This is a genomic window from Stutzerimonas stutzeri (assembly GCF_038561965.1).
Taxonomy (GTDB): domain Bacteria; phylum Pseudomonadota; class Gammaproteobacteria; order Pseudomonadales; family Pseudomonadaceae; genus Stutzerimonas; species Stutzerimonas stutzeri_AA.
In genome coordinates, this window is record NZ_CP139348.1 from 2251881 (window position 1) to 2276780 (window position 24900).

Here is a 24900-nt window from a genome sequence, read left to right on the forward strand (position 1 = left end):
ACAGGACTGAACGCAGCGGGCAGGGTCAACAATGGTAAATTCGACGCTCGAGCAAAAGGTCTTCCTTGCGCTGCTCGTGGTGGTTTCTTTCGCGTTTGGCTGGATCCTATTGCCGTTCTACGGGGCAGTGTTTTGGGCAGTCATCCTCGCAATCATCTTTGCTCCTCTGCAGCGGTATCTCTACCGGCGCTTCAATCAGCGACGTAACCTGGCAGCGCTCTTTACGCTGCTGGTTTGCCTACTGGTTGCCGTTCTCCCTGTAATCCTGACTACGGGAATGTTGGTTCAAGAAGGCGCGACACTCTACAAGCAGATCGAAAGCGGGGAACTGGACATCGGCAGCTGGGTGACGAGCTTTCGAGAGCTGCTGCCGCAGTCGCTACAGCAGCAACTGCAACGCTTCGGCTTCGGGGACCTCGAATCGATGCGCGAGCGGCTTGCTTCCGGTGCGCTCGAGGGCAGTCAGTTCCTTGCCACCAAGGCGTTTAGCTTTGGCCAGGGTACATTCCAGTTCCTGATCAGCTTCTTCGTGATGCTGTACCTGCTGTTCTTTTTCATAAGGGACGGCCGCGAGCTGGTTGCACGAATCAGAAAGGCTATTCCGCTCAGCGATGCGCAGAAGCGACGCTTGTTCAACAAGTTCACGCGCGTGGTACGAGCGACGGTCAAAGGGAATATCGTCGTTGCCCTAACCCAAGGCGCCTTGGGCGGGATCATCTTCGCGGTGCTCGGTATTTCCGGCGCCTTGTTATGGGGCGTACTGATGGCGTTTCTATCGTTGTTGCCAGCCGTGGGTGCAGGGTTGATCTGGACACCCGTAGCCATCTATTTCCTGATGACTGGAGCGATCTGGCAAGGCGTGGTGCTAACGCTCTATGGGGTGTTGGTGATCGGTCTGGTGGACAACATTCTCAGGCCGATCTTGGTTGGGAAGGACACCAAGATGCCCGATTACGTCGTACTGATTTCGACGCTAGGGGGGCTGGCGTTATTTGGATTGAACGGATTTGTCATTGGCCCGTTGGTGGCCGCCCTGTTCATTTCTACCTGGGGGCTTTTTACCTCACCCGAAGAGTCTGATATTGCTTAGTTGGGCATCGTCGTAGAGAGGAGGGGGCTGGCATGAGCCAGCCCCCTCGATGGTCACATCAACCGCTTTCCGTCTTCGCGGGTAATGATAACCGTCGCGGAACGAGGTCTGCGGCCTGGGCCGTCCGGCCATGTGCTCGTGTAGTTCGTTGGAGTCGAGCCTTCACCGGGATGTTGAATATTAATGAATAGGGTTCGGAAATCAGGTGTCGCCGTGATCCCCGTCACCTCTGCGCCCTTGGGTCCGACCAGAAACCGCTTGGTCTCGCCGGTTTTGGGGTCGGATACCAGCATCTGGTTGTTACCAAATGGCCCTGCGCTCAGTTGGCTGCCGCTCATGTCGGTCTGAATCCATAGGCGCCCTTCATCATCGAACCACAAGCCGTCAGGGCTGGCCAGAATGTTGCTGTCATCGAGCGGTTTGCCTTTCGGGCTGCGGCTGTTTTCCTGTGGTCCGGCAAGAAGATAGAGATCCCAGTTGAATCGCGTGCCGGAGAAATCACGGCTCTCCTCTCGCCAACGGATGATATGACCAAACGGGTTAGGTGCACGCGGGTTGGGGGCATCCGCCTCCTGACGGCCACTGTTGTTGGTGAGAGTGAAGTAGACCTCACCGGTATCCGGATTCACCGCGCCCCACTCTGGCCGATCCATTTTGGTTGCGCCGACTATGTCTGCGGCCAGTCGGGTGTTGATCAGGACCTCGCCTTGATCTGCGAATTGGACACCGGCCGCCTCACAGGCGCGTTTGAATGCCGGGTTTGCATAATCCAGAGCGAGCCAATCACCACTGCCGTCGGCGTTGAAACGCGCCACATAAAGAACGCCGTCATCCAGCAGGCGGCCATCGCTGCGCTGCGGCCGGTACTTGTCACGACTGACGTACTTGTAGATGTACTCGTTCTGCGAGTCGTCGCCTGAGTAGCAGACGACAGGGCGACCTGGCTTGACCGGGGCGAATACCAGACCCTCGTGGGCGAATCGACCTAGGGCAGTGTGCTTTACAGGAGTCGCATTCGGATCGAACGGATCGATCTCGACGACCCAGCCGAAGGTGTTTGGCTCGTTGCGATAGTCTGCTTGCGGAGCAGCAGCCATGCGTGTCGCGTTGAACCGCTCGAATTCATCGCCCGCGACTGTTTCCCAACCGTAGCGACCGCTGCCGCGTATGCCATAACGGCTGAGTTCGCGTGGTATTTCGGCATCGGCGGTGGCGAAATACCCGGCCCAGTTCTCTTCGCATGTGAGGTAAGTGCCCCACGGCGTATAGCCGTTAGCGCAGTTGTTGAGGGTACCTCGGGTCGATGTACCGCTCGGGCTATAGCGCGTGCGCATCAGGGCATGACCACGTGCGGGACCCTCGATACGCATCGGGGTGGCGCCGGTGATGCGACGATTCCGAGCCGTCGGCAGTACCGACCATTCGCCTCGTGGGCCGCGGCGGATTTCCACCACGGACACGCCATGCGCATTAATCTCTTTGCGAACCTCGTCGACGTTGGTGCGCTTGCCGTCCACCACCGTTGGGCCGTTGCGGTGGAGCAGGGGTGCGTCGATGTATTCGTGATTAAGGACCAGCAGGCCGTGGTCGCTCTGACGCCCGCCGTGTTTCGCGTTCATTGGGAAGAAGTGCATCCCGTCGTGATGCATGCCCACCTGCTGAGCCTGGTCTTCAGCGCTATTGCTGCCATCTTCCAGCCAGGCTGGATAGCGACCAGTAATAGGAGCGCCCCACGGGATGAACGTTGTCGCGGAGTAACCGGCAGGAACCGTGATGGTATCTGCGCGAGTAACCGCAACCGGGGTGAAGGGCAGGCGGGTACGGCGCTTGAACGGAATATCCTTGAGTGTACGGGCCGCCGGCTCGGCTGCTTGTACAAGTCCCGGAAGCGACGCGCCAAGAAATGCCAGGGCGCCCATTGCTGCGCCGCCAGCAAGCACTTTGCGGCGACCAATGGAGATTACATCCTGGATATGCGGATTCGTTGAATGGTTACTGGGCAACTCGTCCCCGTTGCCGAACAGAATGTCTTTGTTCTCAGTAATCACGGCGCAGCTCCATAACAATTGTTGTCGGAGCCATGACGCTAAATTGCATATGCGACAACAGAATGACAGTTTCGAGTTTGCCCGACGAAGCGCAGGCGCATGCACGCTTCGTTCGGGCAAAAAAAAGCCTCGGCACAAGTGCCGAGGCTTTTTCACTACATCGCAGCTGTAAAGGCTACGAACCTGTTCTTAGTGGAACTGGTTCATGGTGTTGTCTTTACCGCTTGCTTTCAGAGCAGCTTCGCCAGCGAAGTACTCCTTGTGGTTGTCGCCGATGTCGGAGCCAGCCATGTTCTGGTGACGAACGCAGGCGATACCCTGACGCAGTTCCTGACGCTGGACGCCCTTCACGTAGGCCAGCATGCCCTGGTCGGCGAAGTAACCTTTGGCCAGGTTGTCGGTAGACAGCGCGGCAGTGTGGTAGGTCGGCAGGGTAATCAGGTGGTGGAAGATACCGGCATGAGCCGAACCGTCGCGCTGGAAGGTACGGATCTTCTCGTCTGCAACCTGGGCCAGTTCGGTTTCGTCGTACTCGACGCTCATCAGCTTGGCGCGGTCGTAAGCGGAAACATCCTTGCCTTCGGCAACGAACGTATCGAATACCTGCTGACGGAAGTTCAGCGTCCAGTTGAACGACGGGCTGTTGTTATAAACCAGCTTGGCGTTCGGGATGGTCTTGCGGATTTCGTCAACCATGGCAGCAATCTGGCCAACGTGCGGCTTCTCGGTTTCGATCCACAGCAGGTCGGCACCGTTCTGCAGCGAGGTGATGCAGTCCAGTACGCAGCGTGCTTCACCGGTGCCAGCGCGGAACTGGAACAGGTTGGACGGCAGACGCTTCGGACGCAGCAGCTTGCCTTCGCGGTTCAGGACCACGTCACCGTTGTTCAGGTCGGCAGCGGATACTTCTTCACAATCCAGGAAGGAGTTGTACAGGTCGCCCAGGTCGCCCGGCTCTTTGGTTACGGCGATCTGCTTGGTCAGGCCGGCACCCAGGGAGTCGGTACGAGCAACGATCACGCCGTTGTCGATGCCCAGCTCAAGGAAGGCGTAACGAACAGCGGCGATCTTGGCGAGGAAGTCAGCGTGCGGAACGGTCACTTTACCGTCTTGGTGGCCGCACTGCTTCTCGTCAGAAACCTGGTTTTCGATCTGGATGCAGCAAGCGCCTGCTTCGATCATGCGCTTGGCCAGCAGGTAGGTCGCTTCCGGGTTGCCGAAGCCGGCGTCGATGTCGGCGATGATCGGTACGATGTGGGTTTCGTAGTTGTCGATCTGCGACTGAATATCGGCAGCCTTGGCGGTGTCGCCTGCTTCACGAGCAGCGTCCAGCGCGGTGAACAGCAGGTCCAGCTCGCGGCTGTCAGCCTGGCGCAGGAAGGTGTACAGCTCTTCGATCAGGTCGGAGACTGCAGTCTTCTCGTGCATCGACTGGTCCGGCAGCGGGCCGAAGTCGGAACGCAGAGCAGCAACCATCCAGCCGGACAGGTAAAGGTAGCGCTTGTTGGTGGTCTTCAGGTGCTTCTTGATAGAGATCAGCTTCTGCTGACCAATGAAGCCGTGCCAGCAACCGAGGGACTGCGTGTAGACGGACGAGTCGGCGTCGTACTCGGCCATGTCCTTGCGCATGATGTCGGCAGTGTACTGAGCAATTTCCAGACCGGTCTTGAAGCGGTTCTGGGCGCGCATGCGAGCGACAGACTCAGGGTTGATGGCGGCCCAGCTGCTGCCGTATTGCTCTTTCAGGGCGGCAACTGCCTTGATGTCGTCTTGATATGCGGACATGTTCAATCCTTCAAAATGAGTGTGGTTGAGCACCGACTTTTCCCACCGAAACCTACGTGGTATCGCTGATCATTGCGGGCAACACGCGGCAGAGCGTCGAAATATCGACCGGGACGAGGATTGAACCAAGAGAAGGGGGGATACGATCGCCGGGCTGGTTCCGGTTGCTGCGCCCACAGCCGGCGTGGCTGCCGTGTGCGCTACAACAACGAGAAGCGGTCAGTCTGGCTGATGCGTCAATCGCTACCCCGTCCCTCAGGACGACTCGTTCCAGTCGCAACCTCGTCAGTCCGCCTTGTGGGCAGTGCAGTCACGGAACGGCTCGGCTGGTTGGCTTGAGCACGCCCCGGAGACCCTTGCCAGGGCCCCTGGTTAGCGGGAGCGGGGCAATAATGCTCCGCTGAAAAGGCATCGTCAATCGTTTTGTAGTGTTTTTTTTGCGGCACTACATTCTCCTGTCAGGGGTCTAGACAGGCGTTGCCGTTAGTCCAGAACGTCGACCTTCAGGCGCATTGACAGGTTCTGGCTACCTTGCGTCGAATAACGGCGTAGCGTGCCGCGCTGCTCGGAGTTGGCGCTTTCATCGATGCCGCCGATGGTGATCCATTCGCCGATCCGGCCGCTGACTCGGGTATCGGCATTCTGCACTTCGACCACGCCGCTGCGGCCCTGCGCGAGCCGATCACGAGTGCTGCTGATGGTGATTTGTACGCGGTCGCCGTGCACGGTGGCCGTCGCGTAGAAGCCTCGAAGAACGTCACGATATTGCGTCTGCTGGTAAATCTGGCCGTAACCGTCTGTGCCCTGCGTCATCAGCGGCACACTCTGACCAACCTGGATCAGGGCTGGGTAACCTTCGCTGGCCTGCACTTGCTGAACGCCGCCATCTCGGCTGTTGGTGCTGCGACGGATTATTCGCACGCGATCGCGACCGCCTGTCTCACCGCGCCCGGTTTCGAATTCCACATCGCCGGAACGAATGGTTCCATCTACCTGATAGCCCCCTGCGCTGCTGCTTGCCGAGTCTTGCGTGTCGACGCTGATAAGCAAACGCTTCGGCGCGACATCCAGCTGGTCAATCACCCGGCGCAGTTCGCTGATCATCGAGTCCGGTGCGTTGACGATCAGTTGATTGCCGTAAGCGGTAACTCGACCTTGGTTGCCCAATACGGATTCGGCCACTGGAATCACATCCTCGGCCATGCGGTTGTTGAGTTGAATGATTTCAGTCGCTGCCTGCAGCGGCAGGCAGAGGCTGAGCGAGGCGGCCAACAGCAAGGTACGAAGGGTCATAGCAGAAAGCTCCGTAGGTTCGCATCCGATAGTCCATGATCCCACGCCTTGTCGAATTCCGCCTGGCGCACGCGCACTCGAGCGGGGTCGCGGTACAGGGCGTATCCGGCGTACTGATCAGCCTTGGGCCTTTCCAGTAGACCGCAGTCGTCAGCAATGAGATACGCGCCACTGGTCGTTGGATGGTCGGGATTCAGCTTGCGGATATGCACGTTGCTGGTCAGTCGACGGGCTAGCTGCAGGAGACGGTGGCCTTCTCTGACGGCGCGTGTCGGATCGGCGACCAGGATGCGCAGCTGGGTGCGCGGATGCGAGAGCAGAAGGCGAGTGCAAGCCTGTTGGACGCTGCTGTGGTGATACAGCCAGGGCTCGAGATCCGTGGTGAAGATACAGAGGCAACGCTTTGTCTGCTGCAGCATGGCCAATGCATGCTGTCGAACCTCGATGGGTTTGTCGAAACGGTGCAGTGCCGTGTTCTGGCCTAACTGGAAAGGGGCGGCGTCCCATGCTCGGGGCTCGGGGATGTCAGCCTGAGGGTTATGCACCGTAAAACGCCCCGGGGAATGGAAGTCGATGGCCGGAAGTTCGGCCGGATCGTCTTGTTCGTCCGGGGCGCTATTGCTCATGTGGGATCAGTGGCTGCGGCGGAGCATATCGACATGGGGAATGCCGGCCTCGAGGAACTCGTCGCTGACGACTTCGAAACCAAGACGCTCATAAAATGCGGTGGCATGAACCTGAGCGGTCAATTTCTGTTCCGCGAGACCGCGATGCTCAGCCTCGGCAATGACCGCATGCATCAGCGCATCGCCGACGTTCATGCCTCGCCAGTCGCGCAGAACCGCTACCCGTCCGATTTGCCCGTCGGCCAGTAGGCGGGCGGTGCCGATCGGGTAGTCACCTTCCAATGCAAGGAAATGAATGGCTTCCGCATCATCGGCATCCCATTCCTGCTCGGGTGGAACCGCCTGCTCGGCAATAAAAACCGCTTCGCGGATACGCCGCAATTCGGCGTTGTCCTGCTGCCAATCGGCGATCCGCACCTGAACGCTATTCATCAGCAAACTCCAGACTTCCCTGTTTGACCAGTTCACACAAAAGGCTACGCCCTTCTTCGTCGCTCAGCCAAGCGCCGGCGTTTTCAACATGTAGCGCGTCAGCCGAGCAGATCAGCTTGAGAAGCTCTCGCAGCCTGGCAGGAAGCAACCGGCTCTGCCCGCTGGCAAACAATAGCAGTCCGATATCTACCTCGCTCCAGGCCAAGCGAGCAGCGGGATTGCGGACCAGCAGGGCGCCATCTTCCAAGGCGGCGAGCAATTCGGCTTCGTCGATGCCAGGGCCTTCTACACGCTCTGGATAGCGAGGCTCGGTCATGAACTGGCCAAACCAGGTAAGCAGTAGGCGCTCATCGTTCATATGTTCGGCGAGCAGTGCTTTCAGGCGATCCAGCGCGTCGCTTTGAATCTGATGCGGATCGTCGGTCGGCTGCAGATCGGCGTCACTGTAGCGATCTTCGTCCGGTAGAAACTGCGCGAGAAAATCGGTGAAGTGAGTCAGCACTTCGGCCGCGCTTGGCGCGCGAAAGCCGACCGAGTAGGTCATGCAGGCGTCTTCTGCGGTTCCGAAATGGGCAAGGCGGGGAGGCAGGTACAGCATGTCGCCTGGCTCCAGCACCCATTCGTCGGTGCCGTGGAAGTCGGCCAGAATTCGTAGATCCCCATGGGCAAGCATCGGGCTATCGCTGTCGCACATCTGCCCGATACGCCAGCGTCGCTGTCCATGTGCCTGCAGCAGGAACACGTCGTAATTGTCGAAATGTGGGCCGACGCCGCCGCCCGGTGCGGCGTAACTGACCATCACATCGTCGATGCGCCAGTTGGGCAGGAAACGAAAGTGCTCGATCAAGTCGGCAACGTCCGGTACCAGCTGATCCACGGCTTGCACCAGAAGGGTCCAGTCGCGCTCGGGGAGTTGCTGATAGGTGTCCTCGGCAAATGGGCCGCGGCGCAGTTCCCAGGGCGTTTCGCCGCTCTCGATGACCAGTCGGGATTCGACTTCTTCTTCCAGAGAAAGCCCGGCCAGCTCGTCTGGTGAGATGGGGCTGTGGAAGTCCGGAATGGCCTGGCGGATAAGAAGGGGCTTCTTCTGCCAGTAGTCGCGCAGAAATTCCCGAGCGCTGATGCCGCCCAGAATTTGAAGTGGGATATCAGAAGTCATGCGTAACACCTTGCTCTATATACAGAGCTGAAAATAAAAACGCCCGGCACAGCCGGGCGTGCATGCATGGGGTTGCTCAGATGCGCTTGGCCTGGGCAACAGCGTTGCCGATGTAGTTGGCCGGGGTCAGCTTGCGCAGTTCAGCCTTGGCTTCAGCCGGGATGTCGAGGCTGTCGATGAACGTTTGCAGTGCGTCTGGCGTGATGCCTTTGCCGCGGGTCAGGTCTTTGAGCTTTTCGTAGGCGTTTTCCACGGCGTAGCGGCGCATGACGGTCTGGACTGGTTCCGCCAGCACTTCCCAGCAGGCGTCGAGGTCTTCGGCGATGCGGGCTGCGTTCAGCTCGAGTTTGCCGATACCCTTGAGGCTGGCCTCATAGGCGATGACGCTGTGGGCAAAGCCGACGCCTAGGTTGCGCAACACCGTTGAGTCAGTCAGGTCACGCTGCCAGCGGGAAATCGGCAACTTGCTCGCCAGATGCTGGAACAGTGCGTTGGCGATACCGAGGTTGCCTTCGGAATTTTCGAAATCGATCGGGTTGACCTTATGTGGCATGGTCGACGAGCCGATCTCGCCAGCTACGGTCTTCTGCTTGAAGTAGCCGAGCGAGATGTAGCCCCATACGTCGCGGTCGAAGTCGATGAGAATGGTGTTGAAGCGTGCAATGGCGTCGAACAGCTCAGCGATATAGTCGTGCGGCTCGATTTGCGTCGTGTAGGGGTTCCAGGTCAGGCCGAGGTCACCTTCAATGAACTCGCGCGCGTTGGCTTCCCAGTCGATATCCGGATAGGCGCTCAGGTGGGCGTTGTAATTGCCTACGGCGCCGTTGATCTTGCCCAGCAGCGGAACGGCTGCGACCTGCACAATCTGACGCTCCAGGCGGTATACGACGTTCGCCAGTTCCTTGCCGAGGGTGGTCGGCGACGCAGGTTGGCCATGGGTTCGCGAAAGCATCGGTACGTCGGCGAACTGCACAGCCAGGCTGCGGATCGATTCGGCAATCTGGCGCATCAGCGGCAGCAGGACGCTGTCGCGACCTTCGCGCAGCATCAGCGCGTGAGACAGGTTGTTGATGTCTTCGCTAGTACAGGCGAAGTGAATGAACTCGTTGACCTTGGCCAGTTCGGGCAGCTGCTTGGCCTGTTCCTTGAGCAGGTATTCAACCGCTTTGACGTCATGGTTGGTGGTGCGCTCGAACTCCTTGACGCGCTCGGCATGTTCGAGCTGGAAGTTCTCGGCCAGCTGATTCAGCGCGGCGTTGGCTTCGGAGGAGAAGGCGGGGACTTCCGGAATGCCTGGGTGAGCAGCGAGGCGCTGAAGCCAGCGGACTTCTACCTGAACACGGCAGCGGATCAGGCCGAATTCGCTGAAGATCGGGCGCAGGGCGCTGGTTTTGCCGGCGTAGCGGCCATCGACGGGGGAAACCGCCGTGAGCGAGGAAAGCTGCATAGAGGGCATTCTCGGACAGTCAGGCAACGAAAAGAGGGCGCAGATTATACACGAATGCACCGGCTGAGCCCGGCACATTCGCTGCGGTTAATGGTCTTCGCTCTGGGTGGAGCGAACGCGCGGATAGAGCGCGTCGAGCAGTTTGCGACGGCTGAAGATCAGCTGCCAGCGATGCCCGCCGAGCTGGCGCCAGAGGCGCGCCGAACGGATGCCGGACAGCAGCAGGGCGCGAATCTTGGCAGCATTATCGGTTTGCTGCAGGTGGCGCATGTCGCCCTGGACCTGGATGCGCTGACGGAAGGTGCTCAAGGTGTCTTGGTACAGGCCACCGAACGAGGCGACGACATTTTCGTGGGTAATGCCGAAATGCTCGACTTGCTGCTGAATCTGGTCCAGCCGGCTGCCGATGACCTGGAGCATGTCATCGCGCTTGTCCAGTTGGCGTTCCAGGCCGATCATCGCCAGCGCATAACGCAGTGGTTCTCGCTGCAGCGTGCTGCTGTCGCGCTCCAGTGCGCCAACCAGTGCGCGGTAGCCGTCACGCAGGTTGAGATCATCGCCGCCGTAGATTTCCAGCGTGGTTTGCGGGTTGCGTGCCAGCAGGCTGCCGAGCATGCAGCCGAGCGAGGCGTTCGGCAGCTGACCGGTGCGAGCGATGCGATCCACCAGCGTTGCGGCTTCGAAAACTGCGCCGAGTGCGATGAGCTGCTCGTCCACGGACTTCATGGGCGGCCCTCGAACCAAGGTTCGGCCTGTTCGATCACGCCGCCACCCAGGCACACATCGCCGTCGTAGAACACGACCGACTGGCCAGGCGTCACGGCCCGCTGCGGCGCTTCGAACAGCGCGCGATAACCATTCGCTGTTTTTTCCAGTGTGCAGGCTTGATCGCCCTGACGATAGCGAACCTTGGCGGTCAGCTTGAGCGGGGCGCTGAGGTCGATGGGGTTCACCCAGTAGATATCGGATGCCAGTAGGGCGCGGGAAAACAGCCACGGATGATCATTGCCCTGGCCGACCACCAGTACATTGCGCTGCAGGTCCTTGCTCAGGACGTACCACGGCTCGTCCGAGGCATCTTTCAGGCCGCCTATGCCCAGGCCCTGACGCTGCCCGATGGTGTGATACATGAGGCCGTGGTGGCGGCCGATCACTTCGCCGTCAATGGTTTCGATGTTGCCCGGCTGCGCCGGTAGGTACTGTTTGAGAAAGTCACTGAAGCGTCGCTCGCCGATGAAGCAGATACCAGTGGAATCCTTCTTTTTCGCCGTGGCGAGGTCGTACTTTTCTGCGATTGCGCGTACTTCGGGCTTTTCCAGTTCGCCAACTGGAAACAGCGTCTTGCTCAGCTGGTCGCCGCCAACCGCATGGAGGAAGTAGCTCTGGTCCTTGTTCGGGTCCAGCCCTTTGAGCAGCTCGCTGCGCCCATTCAGGTCCCTGCGCCGCACATAATGGCCGGTAGCGATCAGGTCAGCCCCGAGCATCAGTGCGTATTCGAGGAATGCCTTGAATTTGATTTCGCGATTGCAAAGGATGTCCGGATTAGGTGTCCGCCCAGCCTTGTACTCGGCAAGGAAGTGTTCGAAGACGTTATCCCAGTACTCTGCGGCGAAGTTGGCTGTGTGCAGCTTGATGCCGATCCGGTCGCAGACGGCTTGGGCATCGGCCAGGTCCTCCTTGGCGGTGCAGTATTCCGTGCCGTCGTCCTCTTCCCAGTTCTTCATAAACAGGCCTTCGACCTGATAGCCCTGCTCGAGAAGCAGAAGGGCCGAAACGGAAGAGTCCACTCCGCCGGACATGCCGACGATTACGCGAGTTTTTTCCGGGGCGGTTAAGGGCGTTACAGACATGGGAATACACTGAGGTTCTGCAAGGGGGCGGAATTCTAACAGGCTGCCGCTGGCTGACGAAGCCGTGATCAGTTGCGAATCACGTCAAGCGAATGCAGCGGGCCCTCCAGGTAGTCATCGATGCAGCGGGGTACCAGCTCGCTACGCCAGCGTTCAGGCTGCTCAGCCAGCTCTTCACGGCTCAGCCATAGAGCCGCGACGATGCCGTCATCGAGCGTGCGCTGTGGGTCATGCCGCAGGGCTTTGGCAGCGAAGCACACGCGCTGATAGGTCACGCCATTACTCGGAGCCGTGTATAGGTAGATACCGACGACGCCCGTGAGCTCGACCTCCCAGCCGGTTTCTTCCAGCGTTTCCCGTACCGCGGCCTCGCGCAGATTCTCGTTGGCTTCCAGATGGCCGGCAGGCTGATTAAGTACCAACCGGCCGGCCTTGAGTTCTTCTACCAATAGGAAGCGGCCCTGGTTTTCGATCACGGTTGCGACGGTGATGTGTGGTTGCCAATCCATAGGAGCTGCCTCGTGTAATTGACGGGATGATAGCAGCCACTTCCGCCCAGAAAGCACGAACCCCGGCACTAGGCCGGGGCTCGTGTAACGCTCAGGCGTGACTCAGGCGTTCAGCGCAGCCAGCGTCGCGTTGAAGGTCGCGCTTGGGCGCATGACCTTGCTGGTCAGTTCCGGATTGGAACGGTAGTAACCACCGATATCTACCGGCTTGCCCTGCACCTCAGCCAGTTCGGCGACAATGGTCGCTTCCTGTTCGGTCAACTGCTTGGCCATTGGAGTGAAGTGGGCCTTCAGTTCGGCGTCTTCGTCCTGCGCGGCAAGGGCCTGGGCCCAGTAGAGCGCCAGGTAGAAGTGGCTGCCACGGTTGTCCAGCTGACCAACTTTGCGGGCCGGGGACTTGTTGTTGTCCAACAGCTTGCCGGTTGCCTGATCGAGCGTCTTGCCAAGGATCTTGGCCTTGTTGTTGCCGGTCTTGATACCTGTTTCTTCCAGAGAAACCGCTATCGCCAGAAACTCGCCGAGCGAGTCCCAGCGCAGGTAGTTTTCTTCGACCAGCTGCTGTACGTGCTTCGGTGCGGAGCCGCCCGCACCGGTTTCGTACATTCCGCCGCCCGCCATCAGCGGAACGATGGAGAGCATCTTCGCCGAGGTGCCCAACTCCATGATCGGGAACAGGTCGGTCAGGTAGTCGCGCAGCACATTGCCGGTCACCGAAATAGTGTCCTGACCGCGGATCATGCGCTCCATGCTGACGCGAATGGCTTCGTTGTAACCCATGATGCGGATGTCCAGGCCGCTCAGGTCGTGATCCTGAAGATAGGCTTCTACTTTCTTCTGCAGCTGAAGATCGTGGGCGCGCTCCGGGTCAAGCCAGAAGATCGCCGGAGTGTCCGACTGGCGAGCACGGGTGACGGCCAGCTTGACCCAGTCGCGGATCGGGGCGTCCTTGGTCTGACAGGCGCGCCAGATATCGCCTTTCTCGACTTCATGCTGCATCAACACGGTGCCATCGGCCAAGACTACGCGCATGGTGCCGTCGGCCTGCATCTCAAAGGTCTTGTCATGCGAGCCGTATTCCTCGGCCTTCTGTGCCATCAGGCCAACGTTCGGCACGCTGCCCATGGTGACCGGATCGAAAGCGCCGTTGGTTTTGCAGAAGTTGATCATCTCTTGATAGATGCGGGCGTAGGTGCTTTCCGGCATCACCGCCTTGGTGTCCTTCTGCTTGCCGTCTTTGCCCCACATCTGACCAGAGTTGCGGATCATTGCCGGCATCGAGGCGTCGACGATTACGTCGCTCGGGATGTGCAGGTTGGTAATGCCCTTGACCGAATCGACCATCGCCATTTCCGGGCGGTGGCTGTAGACCTCATGGATATCGTGCAGGATTTCTTCCTGCTGCGAAGCGGGCAGGGACTTGATCTTGTCGTAGACGCTGCTGATGCCGTTGTTCGGGTTGACGCCCAGCTCTTTGAATAGCTCGCCGTACTTGTCGAACACGTCCTTGTAGTAAACGCTGACCGCATGGCCAAAGACGATCGGGTGCGAGATCTTCATCATGGTGGCCTTGACGTGCAGCGACCACATCACGTTGGTCTCTTTGCAGTCCTGCAGCGTTTCTTCGAAGAACGCACGCAGCTTGTTGCAGCTCATGAACATGCCGTCGAGTACTTCGCCTTCTTGTAGGGCGAGCTGCTTCTTGACTTCGACCTTGCCGTCCTTGCCGACGAACTCGATGCGCACGTCACCGGCTTTGTCCATGGTGACGGACTGTTCGCTGGAGAAGAAGTCGCCGCCGCGCATGTAGTCGGCGTGGGACTGCGAAGCCTTGCTCCACTTGCCCATGGAATGCGGGTGCTTGCGGGCATAGGCTTTGACGGCGGCTGGCGCGCGGCGATCAGAGTTGCCTTCACGCAGTACAGGGTTCACGGCGCTGCCGAGGACCTTGCTGTAACGAGCGCGCACGTCTTTCTCCGCTTCGGTTTGCGGATCTTCCGGGAAGTTGGGGATGCCGAAGCCGAGGGCTTGCAGCTCGGCGATGGCTGCCTTGAGCTGCGGTACGGAGGCGCTGATGTTCGGCAGCTTGATGATGTTGGCATCCGGCTGGACTGTCAGCTCGGCCAGCTTGGCCAGGTCGTCGTCGACTTTCTTTTCCGCTTCCAGTTGGTCGGCAAAGCTCGCAAGAATGCGCCCTGCAAGAGAGATGTCGCGTGTTTCGACGGCTATGTCAGCGGAGGCTGCGAAGGCTTCTACAATTGGAAGAAGCGAATAGGTGGCCAGGGCTGGAGCTTCGTCGGTGAAGGTATAGATGATCTTCGAGGGGGTGGACATTTAGCGTTAACTCTCTTCTTGCTGGGCGTGCACAGAATCCCGAGTGCGCCGGGTAGGCGCTCTGGTCTCCGTCTAGATGAACCAGAAGGGGATTCGCCGCGGTGATGATGGATGCACCAATAGAGTGTCGAGCATTTGAACCGAAGAGCCGCGGTAGCAACTCAGTGGTTTCAAGAGGCGGGTCTTGTACAAGACAGGCTCGTCCCTTATGACTTGTTAGTCATCCGGGAAGTATACCATTGAGCCACCCTCTGGCAGAACGGCATTGCGCATACGACGAACGAACATGTAGTTTCAGGCGATTCGAGTGGGTTACCCTCAAACGACGATCGATGTCTAACCACGAAGACGGAGTCCAGCATGGGATACCAAAAGATCCAGGTGCCATCCAGCGGTGACAAAATTACCGTTAATGCCGATAACACCCTGAACGTCCCCAATAATCCGATCATTCCTTATATAGAGGGGGACGGTATCGGTGTCGATATCAGCCCGGTGATGATCAAGGTCGTGGATGCGGCTGTTCAGAAGGCCTATGGCGGCCAACGCAAGATTGCCTGGATGGAAATCTACGCAGGCGAGAAGGCGACGCAGGTCTACGATCAGGACACCTGGTTGCCGAAGGAAACCCTGGAAGCGGTCCGCGATTACGTGGTGTCAATCAAAGGCCCGCTGACGACCCCAGTTGGTGGCGGTATCCGCTCGTTGAACGTTGCGCTGCGTCAGGAACTCGATCTTTACGTATGTCAGCGCCCGGTTCGCTGGTTCACAGGCGTGCCGAGTCCGGTCAAGAAGCCGGGCGATGTGGATATGGTGATCTTCCGCGAGAACTCTGAAGACATCTATGCTGGTGTCGAGTGGAAGGCGGGTTCCCCAGAAGCAGAAAAAGTCATCAAGTTCCTCACCGAGGAAATGGGTGTCAAGAAGATCCGCTTCACTGAAAATTGTGGCATTGGCGTCAAGCCGGTTTCCCTTGAAGGCACCAAGCGACTGGTTCGTAAGGCCCTGCAATACGCCGTCGACAATGACCGTAGCTCGGTCACCATCGTTCACAAAGGCAACATCATGAAGTTCACCGAAGGTGCCTTCAAGGAGTGGGGCTACGAGGTAGCGCGCGATGAGTTCGGCGCTGAGTTGCTGGACGGTGGCCCATGGATGCAATTCAAGAACCCGAATACCGGCAAGAACGTCGTCGTTAAGGACGCTATTGCTGATGCCATGCTGCAACAGATTTTGCTACGACCGGCTGAGTACGATGTAATCGCCACGCTCAACCTAAATGGTGACTATCTGTCAGATGCTCTGGCTGCCGAGGTGGGTGGTATCGGTATTGCTCCGGGAGCGAACCTGTCTGACACCATTGCCATGTTCGAAGCGACGCACGGCACCGCGCCGAAATACGCCGGTCAGGACAAGGTCAACCCAGGTTCTTTGATTCTTTCCGCCGAGATGATGCTGCGTCACATGGGCTGGGTAGAAGCTGCTGACCTAATCATCAAATCGACCGAAAGCGCGATCGCAGCCAAGACCGTGACCTACGATTTCGAGCGTTTGATGGACGGCGCTAAGCTGATGTCCTGCTCGCAATTCGGCGACGCGATGATCAGCCATATGTAACTGGGCGATGAAAAAAAGCCGATCATCTGATCGGCTTTTTTGTTTCATGAAGCGTCAGGCGTCTACCGTAGAGACGTCTTGGGCAGCTACAGGGGTCGTCGCTTCAGACAGGGCCTGCTGAGGCCTGATGTCGATTGCGTGAAGGCCTTTCGGACCCTGCAGGATATTGAACATGACTGCTTGCCCAGCTTTCAGAGTTCGGTAGCCTTCCATCTGGATGGCCGAGTAGTGGGCGAACAGGTCCTCATCGCCGCCGTCTGCTACGATGAAGCCGTAACCTTTGGCGTTGTTGAACCACTTGACCTTACCGCTTAGCATGCTGTTATCCCTCTGCAAAGGAGTCCATTACTGGAGTAACATCCATTTCATTCCGCGCTTATGCAGCCCGAGGCCTCATGTTGCGCAACCCGTTTGCCCTTGTAGGCACATACTGTTTGTATCACCGTTTTGCCGATAGTCAAGGCGACTCGTCAGCTGGCTGCGAAGCTGTCCATATTTATCTGGCTCCACGCCACGACCTAGAACCGTTATGCGCATGCATGCATTTGCTCAGATTCGACTAACATTCAATCAGGATCGGCCTTTAGAGGACGAAGACGACGCGTCTGGTCTCGCTGTTCAGGAGGCCAAGCCGGAGCTGAAGGCACCACCGATGTATAGAGTTGTCATGTTCAATGATGACTACACGCCGATGGATTTCGTCGTCGAGGTGCTGGAAGGCATTTTCAATCACAGCAGGGAGCAGGCCACCAAGATCATGCTGGCCGTCCATACCGAGGGGCAGGCAGTCTGCGGGCTATATACCCGTGACGTGGCCGAAACCAAAGCGATGCAAGTGAATCAATATGCAAGGGAATGCCAGCACCCGCTGCTTTGTGAGATCGAGAAGGACGGTTAACTCCCATTGCTGGGGAAAGAGGTGAAGCTATGTTGAACCGTGAGCTCGAAGTCACTCTGAATCTGGCTTTCAAAGAGGCACGTACCAAGCGTCATGAATTCATGACGGTTGAACACCTCCTTTTGGCCCTACTGGACAATGAAGCGGCTGCAACTGTGTTGCGGGCCTGTGGTGCGAGCCTGGACAAGCTACGCCACGATCTGCAGGAATTCATTGACTCCACCACACCACTCATTCCACAGCACGATGAAGAGCGCGAGACCCAGCCTACACTAGGGTTTCAGCGCGTTCTGCAGCGTGCGGTTTTCCACGTCCAGAGTTCCGGCAAGCGTGAGGTCACTGGCGCTAACGTGCTGGTAGCTATCTTCAGCGAGCAGGAGAGCCAGGCTGTCTTTCTGCTCAAGCAGCAGAATGTGGCGCGTATTGATGTCGTCAATTACATTGCGCATGGCATTTCCAAGATTCCCGGCAACGCTGGAGGTCCGGAAAGCGACGCCGAGATGCAGGACGAAGACGGCGGCGAGCCGGGCGCGTCTAGCAATCCGCTTGATGCCTATGCCAGTAACCTCAACGAGCTAGCGCGGCAAGGGCGGATCGATCCGCTGGTAGGGCGTGAGAGCGAAGTTGAGCGAGTTGCGCAGATCCTCGCGCGCCGGCGCAAGAACAACCCTCTGCTCGTCGGTGAGGCCGGTGTTGGCAAGACCGCTATTGCCGAAGGTCTGGCCAAACGCATCGTAGATAACCAAGTCCCGGATCTGCTGGCCGATAGCGTCGTCTATTCCTTGGATCTGGGTGCTCTACTGGCCGGTACGAAGTACCGGGGCGACTTCGAGAAGCGCTTCAAGGCGTTGCTCGGCGAACTGCGCAAGCGTCCGCATGCGATTCTTTTCATCGATGAGATCCATACCATCATCGGCGCTGGTGCAGCGTCGGGCGGGGTAATGGATGCTTCCAATCTGCTCAAGCCGTTGCTTTCCTCTGGCGAAATCCGCTGCATTGGCTCCACGACTTTCCAGGAGTTTCGTGGAATCTTCGAAAAGGATCGCGCGCTCGCGCGACGCTTCCAGAAGGTCGATGTCAGCGAGCCGTCTGTCGAAGACACAATCGGCATACTGCGCGGCCTGAAGGGGCGCTTCGAGCAGCATCACAACATTGAATACAGCGACGAGGCGCTTCGTGCCGCGGCTGAATTGGCGTCGCGTTATATCAATGATCGCCATATGCCTGACAAGGCGATTGACGTCATTGATGAAGCTGGGGCTTACCAGCGTTTGCAGCCTGAGGATCAACGGGTCAAATGCATTGATGTCGAGCAGGTCGAAGATATCGTTGCAAAGATTGCACGGATTCCTCCGAAGCATGTCAGCAGCTCCGATAAGGAATTGCTGCGCAACCTCGAGCGCGATCTCAAGCTCACGGTTTTCGGGCAGGACGACGCAATCGATTCACTGGCTACCGCGATCAAGCTTTCCCGCGCAGGCCTCAAGGCGCCGGATAAGCCGGTTGGTTCGTTCCTCTTCGCTGGGCCTACGGGCGTAGGCAAAACCGAGGCTGCACGCCAGTTGGCACGGGCGTTGGGGGTTGAGCTGATCCGCTTTGACATGTCCGAATACATGGAGCGCCATACTGTGTCTCGGCTCATCGGCGCGCCTCCGGGTTATGTCGGGTTCGATCAGGGTGGCCTGCTGACTGAGGCTATTACCAAGCAGCCACACTGCGTATTGCTGCTGGATGAGATCGAGAAGGCGCATCCGGAGGTCTTCAACCTGCTGCTGCAGGTTATGGATCACGGCACGCTCACCGATAACAACGGGCGTAAAGCTGACTTCCGTAATGTGATCATCATCATGACCACAAATGCGGGTGCGGAAACAGCAGCGCGTGCGTCTATTGGCTTTACGCTGCAGGATCATGCGTCCGATGCGATGGAAGTCATCAAGAAGAGCTTCACGCCTGAGTTCAGAAACCGTCTGGATACCATCATTCAGTTCGGTCGCCTGAGTCACGAAGTCATCAAGAGTATCGTTGATAAGTTCCTCATCGAGCTTCAGGCGCAACTCGAGGACAAGCATGTGACGCTGGAGGTGTCGGATGCTGCCCGAAGCTGGCTGGCAGAGCATGGCTATGACGCGCAGATGGGTGCGCGGCCGATGGCGCGGCTGATTCAGGACAAGATCAAGCGGCCCCTGGCCGAAGAGATCCTGTTTGGAGAATTGGCTGAGCATGGCGGGGTGGTGAATATCGATATTCGCGACGGTGAACCGTTCTTCGAATTCGAGACCACTGCCGAGCTGGCGTAACTGTCAGTTGTATCGAGCGCCCGGCTTTTAGCCGGGCGTTTTCGTTATGGCCAACCGATCTAGTGCGCTAGGTAAATATGCGACATAACAAAAAAGCCCGGTAAGAACCGGGCATTTTTTCTCGCGACTCGCTTAGCGGGCGCGGTAGGTGATGCGACCCTTGCTCAAATCGTAGGGGGTCAGTTCCACGCGAACCTTGTCACCGGTAAGAATCCGGATGTAGTTCTTGCGCATCTTTCCGGAGATGTGCGCAGTAACGACGTGCCCATTTTCCAACTCCACACGAAACATGGTGTTGGGCAGGGTGTCGACGACAGTACCTTCCATTTCGAAGCTGTCTTCTTTCGACATTCAGTAAAGTCCTCGGTGTCCAAATGAGTGACCCGGCGCATGCGTGCGCGGGCAAAAGCGGCAAGCATTGTGCCCGAAATGACTCGATGAGCCAAGGACTTCAGCTAAGCGTCACCCAGCGCTGGTTAACCAGCAGTTCGATTGGACGATATTCGGTCTTGTAATTCATCTTCCGGCAGTTCTTGATCCAATAGCCTAGATAGACGGCTCTCAAGCCAAGCCGCGCCGCTTCGCCTATCTGCCAAAGGATCGCGTAGCGCCCCAGGCTCCGGCGTTCTTCTTCGGGGTCGTAGAAGGTGTAGACGGCTGAAAGGCCATTGGGTAGCACATCGGTGACGGCGACGGCCAGCAGCCTGCCGGCCAGTCTGAATTCGTAAAACCGCGAGAAGGGCAGGTCGCGCACCAGGAAGGTGTTGAACTGCTCCCGGCTGGGCGGGTACATATCGCCATCCGCGTGCCGCTTCTCGATGTAGGTTGCATAGAGCGTATAGAGCTCTTCGCTGAATGACGGACGAACACAGCGAACTTCCAGGTCTGCGTTGCGTTTGAGGATCCGCTTCTGTTGCCGACTGAGGTCTGGTGCGTCGACTGGAATGCGCGCGGGGATGCAGGCCGAGCAGCGCTGGCAGTGCGGACGGTAAAGGTGGTCGCCGCTGCGCCGGAAGCCCATCTCTGAAAGCTCCGCATACACGTGCGCATCCATTGGCTGACTGGGGTCGAGGAACAGGGTGGTGGCCTGTTCATCGGGCAGGTAGCTGCACGCATGGGGCTGGGTGGCGTAGAACTTGAGGCGAGCCAGTGAAGTCATGGTCAACTCTCAGAAATCATGAGCTGAGTGTAGGTCAGCTTGCGGTAGTCGACTAGGCGCGCCAGTCGGCTGCGCCGGGGCGATCCAGATGCTCGGCAAGTGCCGCGGCAAAGGCCTCCCGTGGAATGCTGCGGGCTCCAAAGCTCTCAAGATGCCGCGTTGGCATCTGGCAGTCGATCAGGGCAAAGTCCCAGGCGTGTAATCGCTCTACCAGTGTGACAAAGCCGACCTTGGACGCATCGGTCGCGCGACTGAACATCGACTCGCCGAAAAATAGCCTACCCATAGCCAAGCCGTAGAGTCCTCCGACGAGCTGCCCGTTCTGCCAAACCTCCACCGAATGCGCAACGCCCATGTCGTGCAGCTTGAGGTAGGCCCGTTGCATAGGTGTGGTTATCCAGGTGCCGTCTGCATAGCTGCGAGGGCCGGCGCAGCCTTGAATCACGTCGCCGAAGGCTCGGTCGAACGTCACTTGGAAATCGCCCTGGCGAATGCGCTTGCGCAGGCTGCGCGAGACATGCAGTTCGTTCGGGTAGAGCACGGTGCGAGGGTTGGGGGACCACCACAGCAGTGGTTGGCCGTCCTGGTACCACGGGAAGCAGCCATGTCGATAGGCCGCCAACAGCCGATCGACGCTCAGATCGCCGCCGGCCGCCAGAAGGCCGTTGGGTTCATGCAGAGCCGTTTCGAGAGGAGGGAATTCGAGGTCGTCGCGCTTCAGCCAGGTGAGCATATCGCCACGCAGATACAAAAAGGGGAGGGCGGGCCGGGGCCCGCCGCTTGATCAGTTATCTAGGTACTTTTCGGCGTCCAGGGCAGCCATGCAGCCAGCGCCGGCAGAGGTGATTGCCTGGCGATAGACATGGTCAGCCACATCGCCAGCGGCGAAGACTCCGGGAATGCTGGTGCAGGTGGCATCGCCTTCGCCGCCGCCCCTGATCTTCAGGTAACCGTCCTTCATGTCCAGCTGACCCTGGAACAGGTCGGTGTTCGGTTTGTGGCCGATGGCAATGAACACGCCGGCGAGGTCGAGTTGATTTTCTTCGCCGGTGAGGGTGCTTTTCAGACGCACGCCGGTAACGCCACTGGCGTCGCCGAGTACTTCTTCGAGGGTGTGATTCCAGTGCAGACGGATATTGCCGTTGGTCGCCTTGTCCATGATCTTGTCCTGCAGGATCTTCTCCGAGCGCAGCTTGTCGCGGCGATGGACCAGATGGACTTCCTTCGCGATGTTGGAGAGGTACAGCGCTTCCTCGACAGCGGTGTTGCCACCACCAATCACCGCGACCACCTGGTTGCGGTAGAAAAAGCCATCGCAGGTCGCGCAGGCCGATACACCGCGGCCGGCGAACGCTTCTTCCGAAGGCAGGCCGAGGTACTGCGCCGAGGCGCCGGTGGCGATGATCAGTGCATCGCAGGTATACACGCCACTGTCGCCGCGCAGCGTGAACGGACGCTGCTGCAACTCTGCGGTATGGATGTGATCGAAGACGATCTCGGTGTCGAAGCGCTCGGCGTGCTTCTGCATGCGGACCATCAGGTCGGGGCCGGTGAGGCCTTCGACGTCGCCGGGCCAGTTGTCGACTTCGGTGGTGGTGGTCAGCTGACCGCCGGGCTGGATGCCAGTGATCATCAATGGCTTCAAATTGGCGCGGGCAGCGTATACCGCAGCGGTATAACCGGCCGGGCCCGAGCCGAGGATGATCAGACGCGAATGCTTGACTTCACTCATAAAAAGCCCTCATAAGCCTTTGTTGCAAATAGAGAAGCGTGCTCCAGTCGAGCCGCGCCGGGAAATCGGGCGTTTATGCTACACCGAAGCATTGGCAAAAGCCCAAGCCGCCGCGGAACCCGCATGCCATCGAATCGACAAACCCGTACAATGCCGGGGTTCTGGCTGACTACGGTTCATCGCGCCGCAGGCGCAGGAAAGAAAGCGTTTTGAAGAATTCCTCATCTACCGCGCCGGCAACCGTCTGGCGACAACAGTTGCACTATCGCCTCAAGGAAGGCGCGTTGATAGCGCTCGGTGCGCTCTGCGTCTACCTTTGGATGGCCTTGCTGACCTACGATCCAGGCGATCCGGGCTGGACGCATACAAGCAATATCGATCAGGTGCGTAACGCAGCGGGGCGCGCTGGCGCCTGGTTTGCCGATGTCCTGTTCATGGCCTTGGGCTATTTCGCCTACCTGTTTCCGCTGTTGCTCGGGGTCAAGACCTGGCAGGTATTCCGTGCCAGGCATCAGCCCTGGGAATGGAATGGCTGGCTGTTCTCATGGCGTCTGATCGGGCTGGTATTTTTGGTGCTGTCCGGTTCGGCCTTGGCTTATATCCATTTCCAGGCAGCACCTGGCTTGCCGGCGTCCGCAGGCGGAGCGCTCGGCGAAAGCCTCGGCCAGCTTGCCGTGCTTTCGCTGAACGTGCAGGGCAGTACCCTGGCGCTGTTGGCATTCTTCCTGTTTGGCCTGACCGTCTTTACTGATCTGTCCTGGTTCAAGGTAATGGACATCACCGGCAAGATCACGCTTGATCTGATCGAGCTGATTCAGAGCGCTTTCAGCCGCTGGTGGAATGCCCGGGCCGAGCGCAAGCAGATGGTTGCCCAGCTGCGCGAAGTGGACGATGTGGTGAGCGAGGTGGCTGCGCCGATGGTGCGCGACCGCCGTGAGCAGGCCAAGATCAAGGAGCGCATCATCGAGCGTGATGATGCCCTGGCCAAGCACATGAGCGAGCGCGACAAGCGTGTGGCTCCGGTGATCGCCCCGGCTGCACCGCCCAAAGCTGCCGAACCGAGCAAGCGCGTGCTGAAAGAAAAGCAGGCCAACCTCTTCGTCGACCCGCTGATCGAAGGCAGCTTGCCGCCGATCTCGATACTCGATGCTGCCGAGAAACAACAGAAGCAGTATTCGCCTGAGTCGCTGGAGGCGATGTCGCGGTTGCTGGAAATCAAGCTGAAGGAATTCGGTGTAGAGGTCATCGTCGAGTCGGTTCATCCGGGCCCGGTCATCACTCGCTTCGAGATTCAGCCAGCGGCCGGTGTAAAGGTCAGTCGTATCTCCAACCTGGCCAAGGACCTTGCGCGATCGCTAGCGGTGATCAGCGTGCGCGTGGTCGAGGTGATTCCAGGCAAGACCACGGTAGGCATCGAGATACCCAACGAGGATCGCCAGATCGTGCGCTTCTCCGAGGTGCTTTCTTCCGCGCCTTATGACGACGCCAAGTCGCCTGTCACCATCGCCCTTGGCCACGATATCGGCGGCAAGCCGGTTATTGCCGACCTGGCGAAGATGCCGCACCTGCTGGTAGCCGGTACCACCGGTTCGGGTAAGTCGGTGGGCGTCAACGCGATGATTCTGTCGATCTTGTTCAAGTCCACGCCGGAAGAGGCGCGGCTGATCATGATCGACCCGAAGATGCTCGAACTGTCGATCTACGAAGGCATTCCGCACCTGCTCTGCCCGGTGGTTACCGACATGAAGGAGGCGGCCAACGCGCTGCGCTGGAGCGTCGCCGAAATGGAGCGTCGCTACAAACTAATGGCGGCAATGGGGGTGCGTAACCTCGCCGGCTTCAATCGCAAGGTCAAGGACGCCGAAGAGGCGGGCACACCGCTTACCGATCCGCTGTTCCGTCGCGAAAACATGGACGATCAGCCGCCGCCGCTGAAATCCCTGCCGACCATCGTCGTGGTGGTGGACGAATTCGCCGACATGATGATGATCGTCGGCAAGAAGGTCGAAGAACTGATCGCACGTATCGCGCAGAAGGCGCGGGCGGCGGGCATTCATTTGATCCTCGCCACTCAGCGTCCATCGGTGGATGTGATCACCGGTCTGATCAAGGCCAATATCCCGACCCGTATGGCGTTCCAGGTATCGAGCAAGATCGATTCGCGGACCATCCTCGACCAGGGCGGTGCCGAACAGCTGTTGGGTCACGGTGACATGCTCTATTTACCGCCGGGCACCGGCCTGCCGATTCGTGTGCATGGCGCATTCGTTTCCGACGAAGAGGTGCACCGGGTGGTTGAGGCATGGAAGGCCCGTGGCGCGCCCGATTACATTGAGGAAATCCTCGTTGGCGTGGAAGACACTGGCAACGGCTTTGATGGCAGCAGTGGCGAAGGTAGCGGAGAAGGCAGTGAAGAAGACCCGCTGTACGACGAGGCCGTGCGCTTCGTCACCGAAAGCCGCCGTGCATCGATTTCCGCGGTGCAGCGCAAACTCAAGATTGGCTATAACCGCGCCGCGCGCATGATCGAAGCCATGGAAATGGCCGGTGTGGTGACATCCATGAATACCAATGGCTCGCGGGAAGTCCTCGCGCCGCCGCCTATGCGCGATTGAATCGCTTGA

General features: G+C 58.8%; 21 protein-coding genes. 5 read left to right on the forward strand and 16 right to left on the reverse strand.

Going from position 1 to position 24900, the window contains the following annotated elements; translation table 11 throughout:
* The first annotated feature begins 31 nt into the window (after positions 1-31).
* Positions 32-1090, forward strand: a complete 1059-nt coding sequence (locus SM130_RS10325) for an AI-2E family transporter (RefSeq protein WP_102826116.1) — start codon at positions 32-34, stop codon at positions 1088-1090.
* A gap of 53 nt (positions 1091-1143) precedes the next feature.
* Here SM130_RS10325 and SM130_RS10330 read toward each other — a convergent pair whose 3' ends face one another.
* The 11 genes from SM130_RS10330 to SM130_RS10380 form a co-directional block, all read right to left on the reverse strand.
* Entirely contained in the window at positions 1144-3138 is a 1995-nt protein-coding gene (locus SM130_RS10330) for a PhoX family protein (protein ID WP_102826115.1), read from the reverse strand.
* Positions 3139-3327: 189 nt separating this feature from the next.
* Complete coding sequence (locus SM130_RS10335; protein ID WP_102826114.1) at positions 3328-4923, reverse strand: isocitrate lyase; 1596 nt, start codon at positions 4921-4923, stop codon at positions 3328-3330.
* A gap of 483 nt (positions 4924-5406) precedes the next feature.
* Positions 5407-6216, reverse strand: coding sequence for a secretin N-terminal domain-containing protein (locus SM130_RS10340; RefSeq protein WP_102826113.1), 810 nt, complete (start codon positions 6214-6216; stop codon positions 5407-5409).
* Complete coding sequence (locus SM130_RS10345; RefSeq protein ID WP_102826112.1) at positions 6213-6842, reverse strand: histone acetyltransferase HPA2; 630 nt, start codon at positions 6840-6842, stop codon at positions 6213-6215. The genes SM130_RS10340 and SM130_RS10345 overlap by 4 nt, the downstream gene beginning before the upstream one ends.
* A gap of 6 nt (positions 6843-6848) precedes the next feature.
* Positions 6849-7274 carry a GNAT family N-acetyltransferase gene (locus SM130_RS10350; protein WP_102826111.1) on the reverse strand — a complete coding sequence of 142 codons (426 nt, stop codon included), beginning with the start codon at positions 7272-7274 and terminating at the stop codon, positions 6849-6851.
* The gene (locus tag SM130_RS10355) at positions 7267-8433 is read right to left on the reverse strand and encodes a cupin domain-containing protein (RefSeq protein WP_102826110.1); all 1167 of its coding nucleotides are present in this window, start codon (positions 8431-8433) and stop codon (positions 7267-7269) included. The genes SM130_RS10350 and SM130_RS10355 overlap by 8 nt, the downstream gene beginning before the upstream one ends.
* Before the next feature lie 76 nt (positions 8434-8509).
* Positions 8510-9880, reverse strand: coding sequence for an adenylosuccinate lyase (purB, locus tag SM130_RS10360; RefSeq protein WP_102826109.1), 1371 nt, complete (start codon positions 9878-9880; stop codon positions 8510-8512).
* Positions 9881-9967: 87 nt separating this feature from the next.
* On the reverse strand, positions 9968-10606 hold the full coding sequence (hflD, locus tag SM130_RS10365) for a high frequency lysogenization protein HflD (protein WP_102826108.1): 639 nt from the start codon (positions 10604-10606) through the stop codon (positions 9968-9970).
* A complete protein-coding gene (gene mnmA, locus SM130_RS10370; RefSeq protein ID WP_146029753.1) occupies positions 10603-11730 on the reverse strand; it encodes a tRNA 2-thiouridine(34) synthase MnmA in 1128 nt (375 codons plus the stop codon). Before mnmA ends, hflD begins: the two co-directional genes overlap by 4 nt.
* Positions 11731-11798: 68 nt before the next feature.
* Positions 11799-12239, reverse strand: a complete 441-nt coding sequence (locus SM130_RS10375) for an NUDIX hydrolase (protein WP_102826106.1) — start codon at positions 12237-12239, stop codon at positions 11799-11801.
* A 102-nt stretch (positions 12240-12341) separates the two neighbouring features.
* Complete coding sequence (locus tag SM130_RS10380) at positions 12342-14570, reverse strand: NADP-dependent isocitrate dehydrogenase (protein ID WP_102826105.1); 2229 nt, start codon at positions 14568-14570, stop codon at positions 12342-12344.
* Positions 14571-14930: 360 nt separating this feature from the next.
* Here SM130_RS10380 and icd point away from each other — a divergent pair, with 360 nt between their 5' ends.
* Positions 14931-16187: an NADP-dependent isocitrate dehydrogenase gene (gene icd / locus SM130_RS10385; protein WP_102826104.1), complete on the forward strand. Its 1257-nt coding sequence runs from the start codon at positions 14931-14933 to the stop codon at positions 16185-16187.
* A 54-nt stretch (positions 16188-16241) separates the two neighbouring features.
* Here the strand turns inward: icd and cspD are convergent, their stop codons facing one another.
* Entirely contained in the window at positions 16242-16505 is a 264-nt protein-coding gene (gene cspD, locus SM130_RS10390) for a cold shock domain-containing protein CspD (protein WP_102826103.1), read from the reverse strand.
* A gap of 217 nt (positions 16506-16722) precedes the next feature.
* Between cspD and clpS the strand changes: the two genes are divergently transcribed.
* Positions 16723-17085 (forward strand): ATP-dependent Clp protease adapter ClpS, encoded by a 363-nt coding sequence (clpS, locus tag SM130_RS10395; protein WP_102826147.1) that lies wholly within the window; start codon positions 16723-16725, stop codon positions 17083-17085.
* Positions 17086-17114: 29 nt separating this feature from the next.
* Positions 17115-19385, forward strand: a complete 2271-nt coding sequence (clpA, locus tag SM130_RS10400; protein ID WP_102826102.1) for an ATP-dependent Clp protease ATP-binding subunit ClpA — start codon at positions 17115-17117, stop codon at positions 19383-19385.
* Positions 19386-19517: 132 nt separating this feature from the next.
* Here the strand turns inward: clpA and infA are convergent, their stop codons facing one another.
* The 4 genes from infA to trxB all read right to left on the reverse strand — a co-directional run bounded on the left by infA (position 19518) and on the right by trxB (position 22276).
* Entirely contained in the window at positions 19518-19736 is a 219-nt protein-coding gene (gene infA, locus SM130_RS10405; protein ID WP_002553999.1) for a translation initiation factor IF-1, read from the reverse strand.
* Between the two features lie 100 nt (positions 19737-19836).
* A complete protein-coding gene (locus SM130_RS10410; RefSeq protein WP_102826101.1) occupies positions 19837-20544 on the reverse strand; it encodes an arginyltransferase in 708 nt (235 codons plus the stop codon).
* Between the two features lie 52 nt (positions 20545-20596).
* Positions 20597-21277, reverse strand: coding sequence for a leucyl/phenylalanyl-tRNA--protein transferase (gene aat, locus SM130_RS10415; RefSeq protein ID WP_102826146.1), 681 nt, complete (start codon positions 21275-21277; stop codon positions 20597-20599).
* Between the two features lie 51 nt (positions 21278-21328).
* Positions 21329-22276, reverse strand: coding sequence for a thioredoxin-disulfide reductase (trxB, locus tag SM130_RS10420; protein ID WP_102826100.1), 948 nt, complete (start codon positions 22274-22276; stop codon positions 21329-21331).
* 161 nt (positions 22277-22437) lie between these two features.
* Here trxB and ftsK point away from each other — a divergent pair, with 161 nt between their 5' ends.
* Entirely contained in the window at positions 22438-24891 is a 2454-nt protein-coding gene (ftsK, locus tag SM130_RS10425; protein ID WP_181019286.1) for a DNA translocase FtsK, read from the forward strand.
* Positions 24892-24900 lie beyond the last annotated feature (9 nt).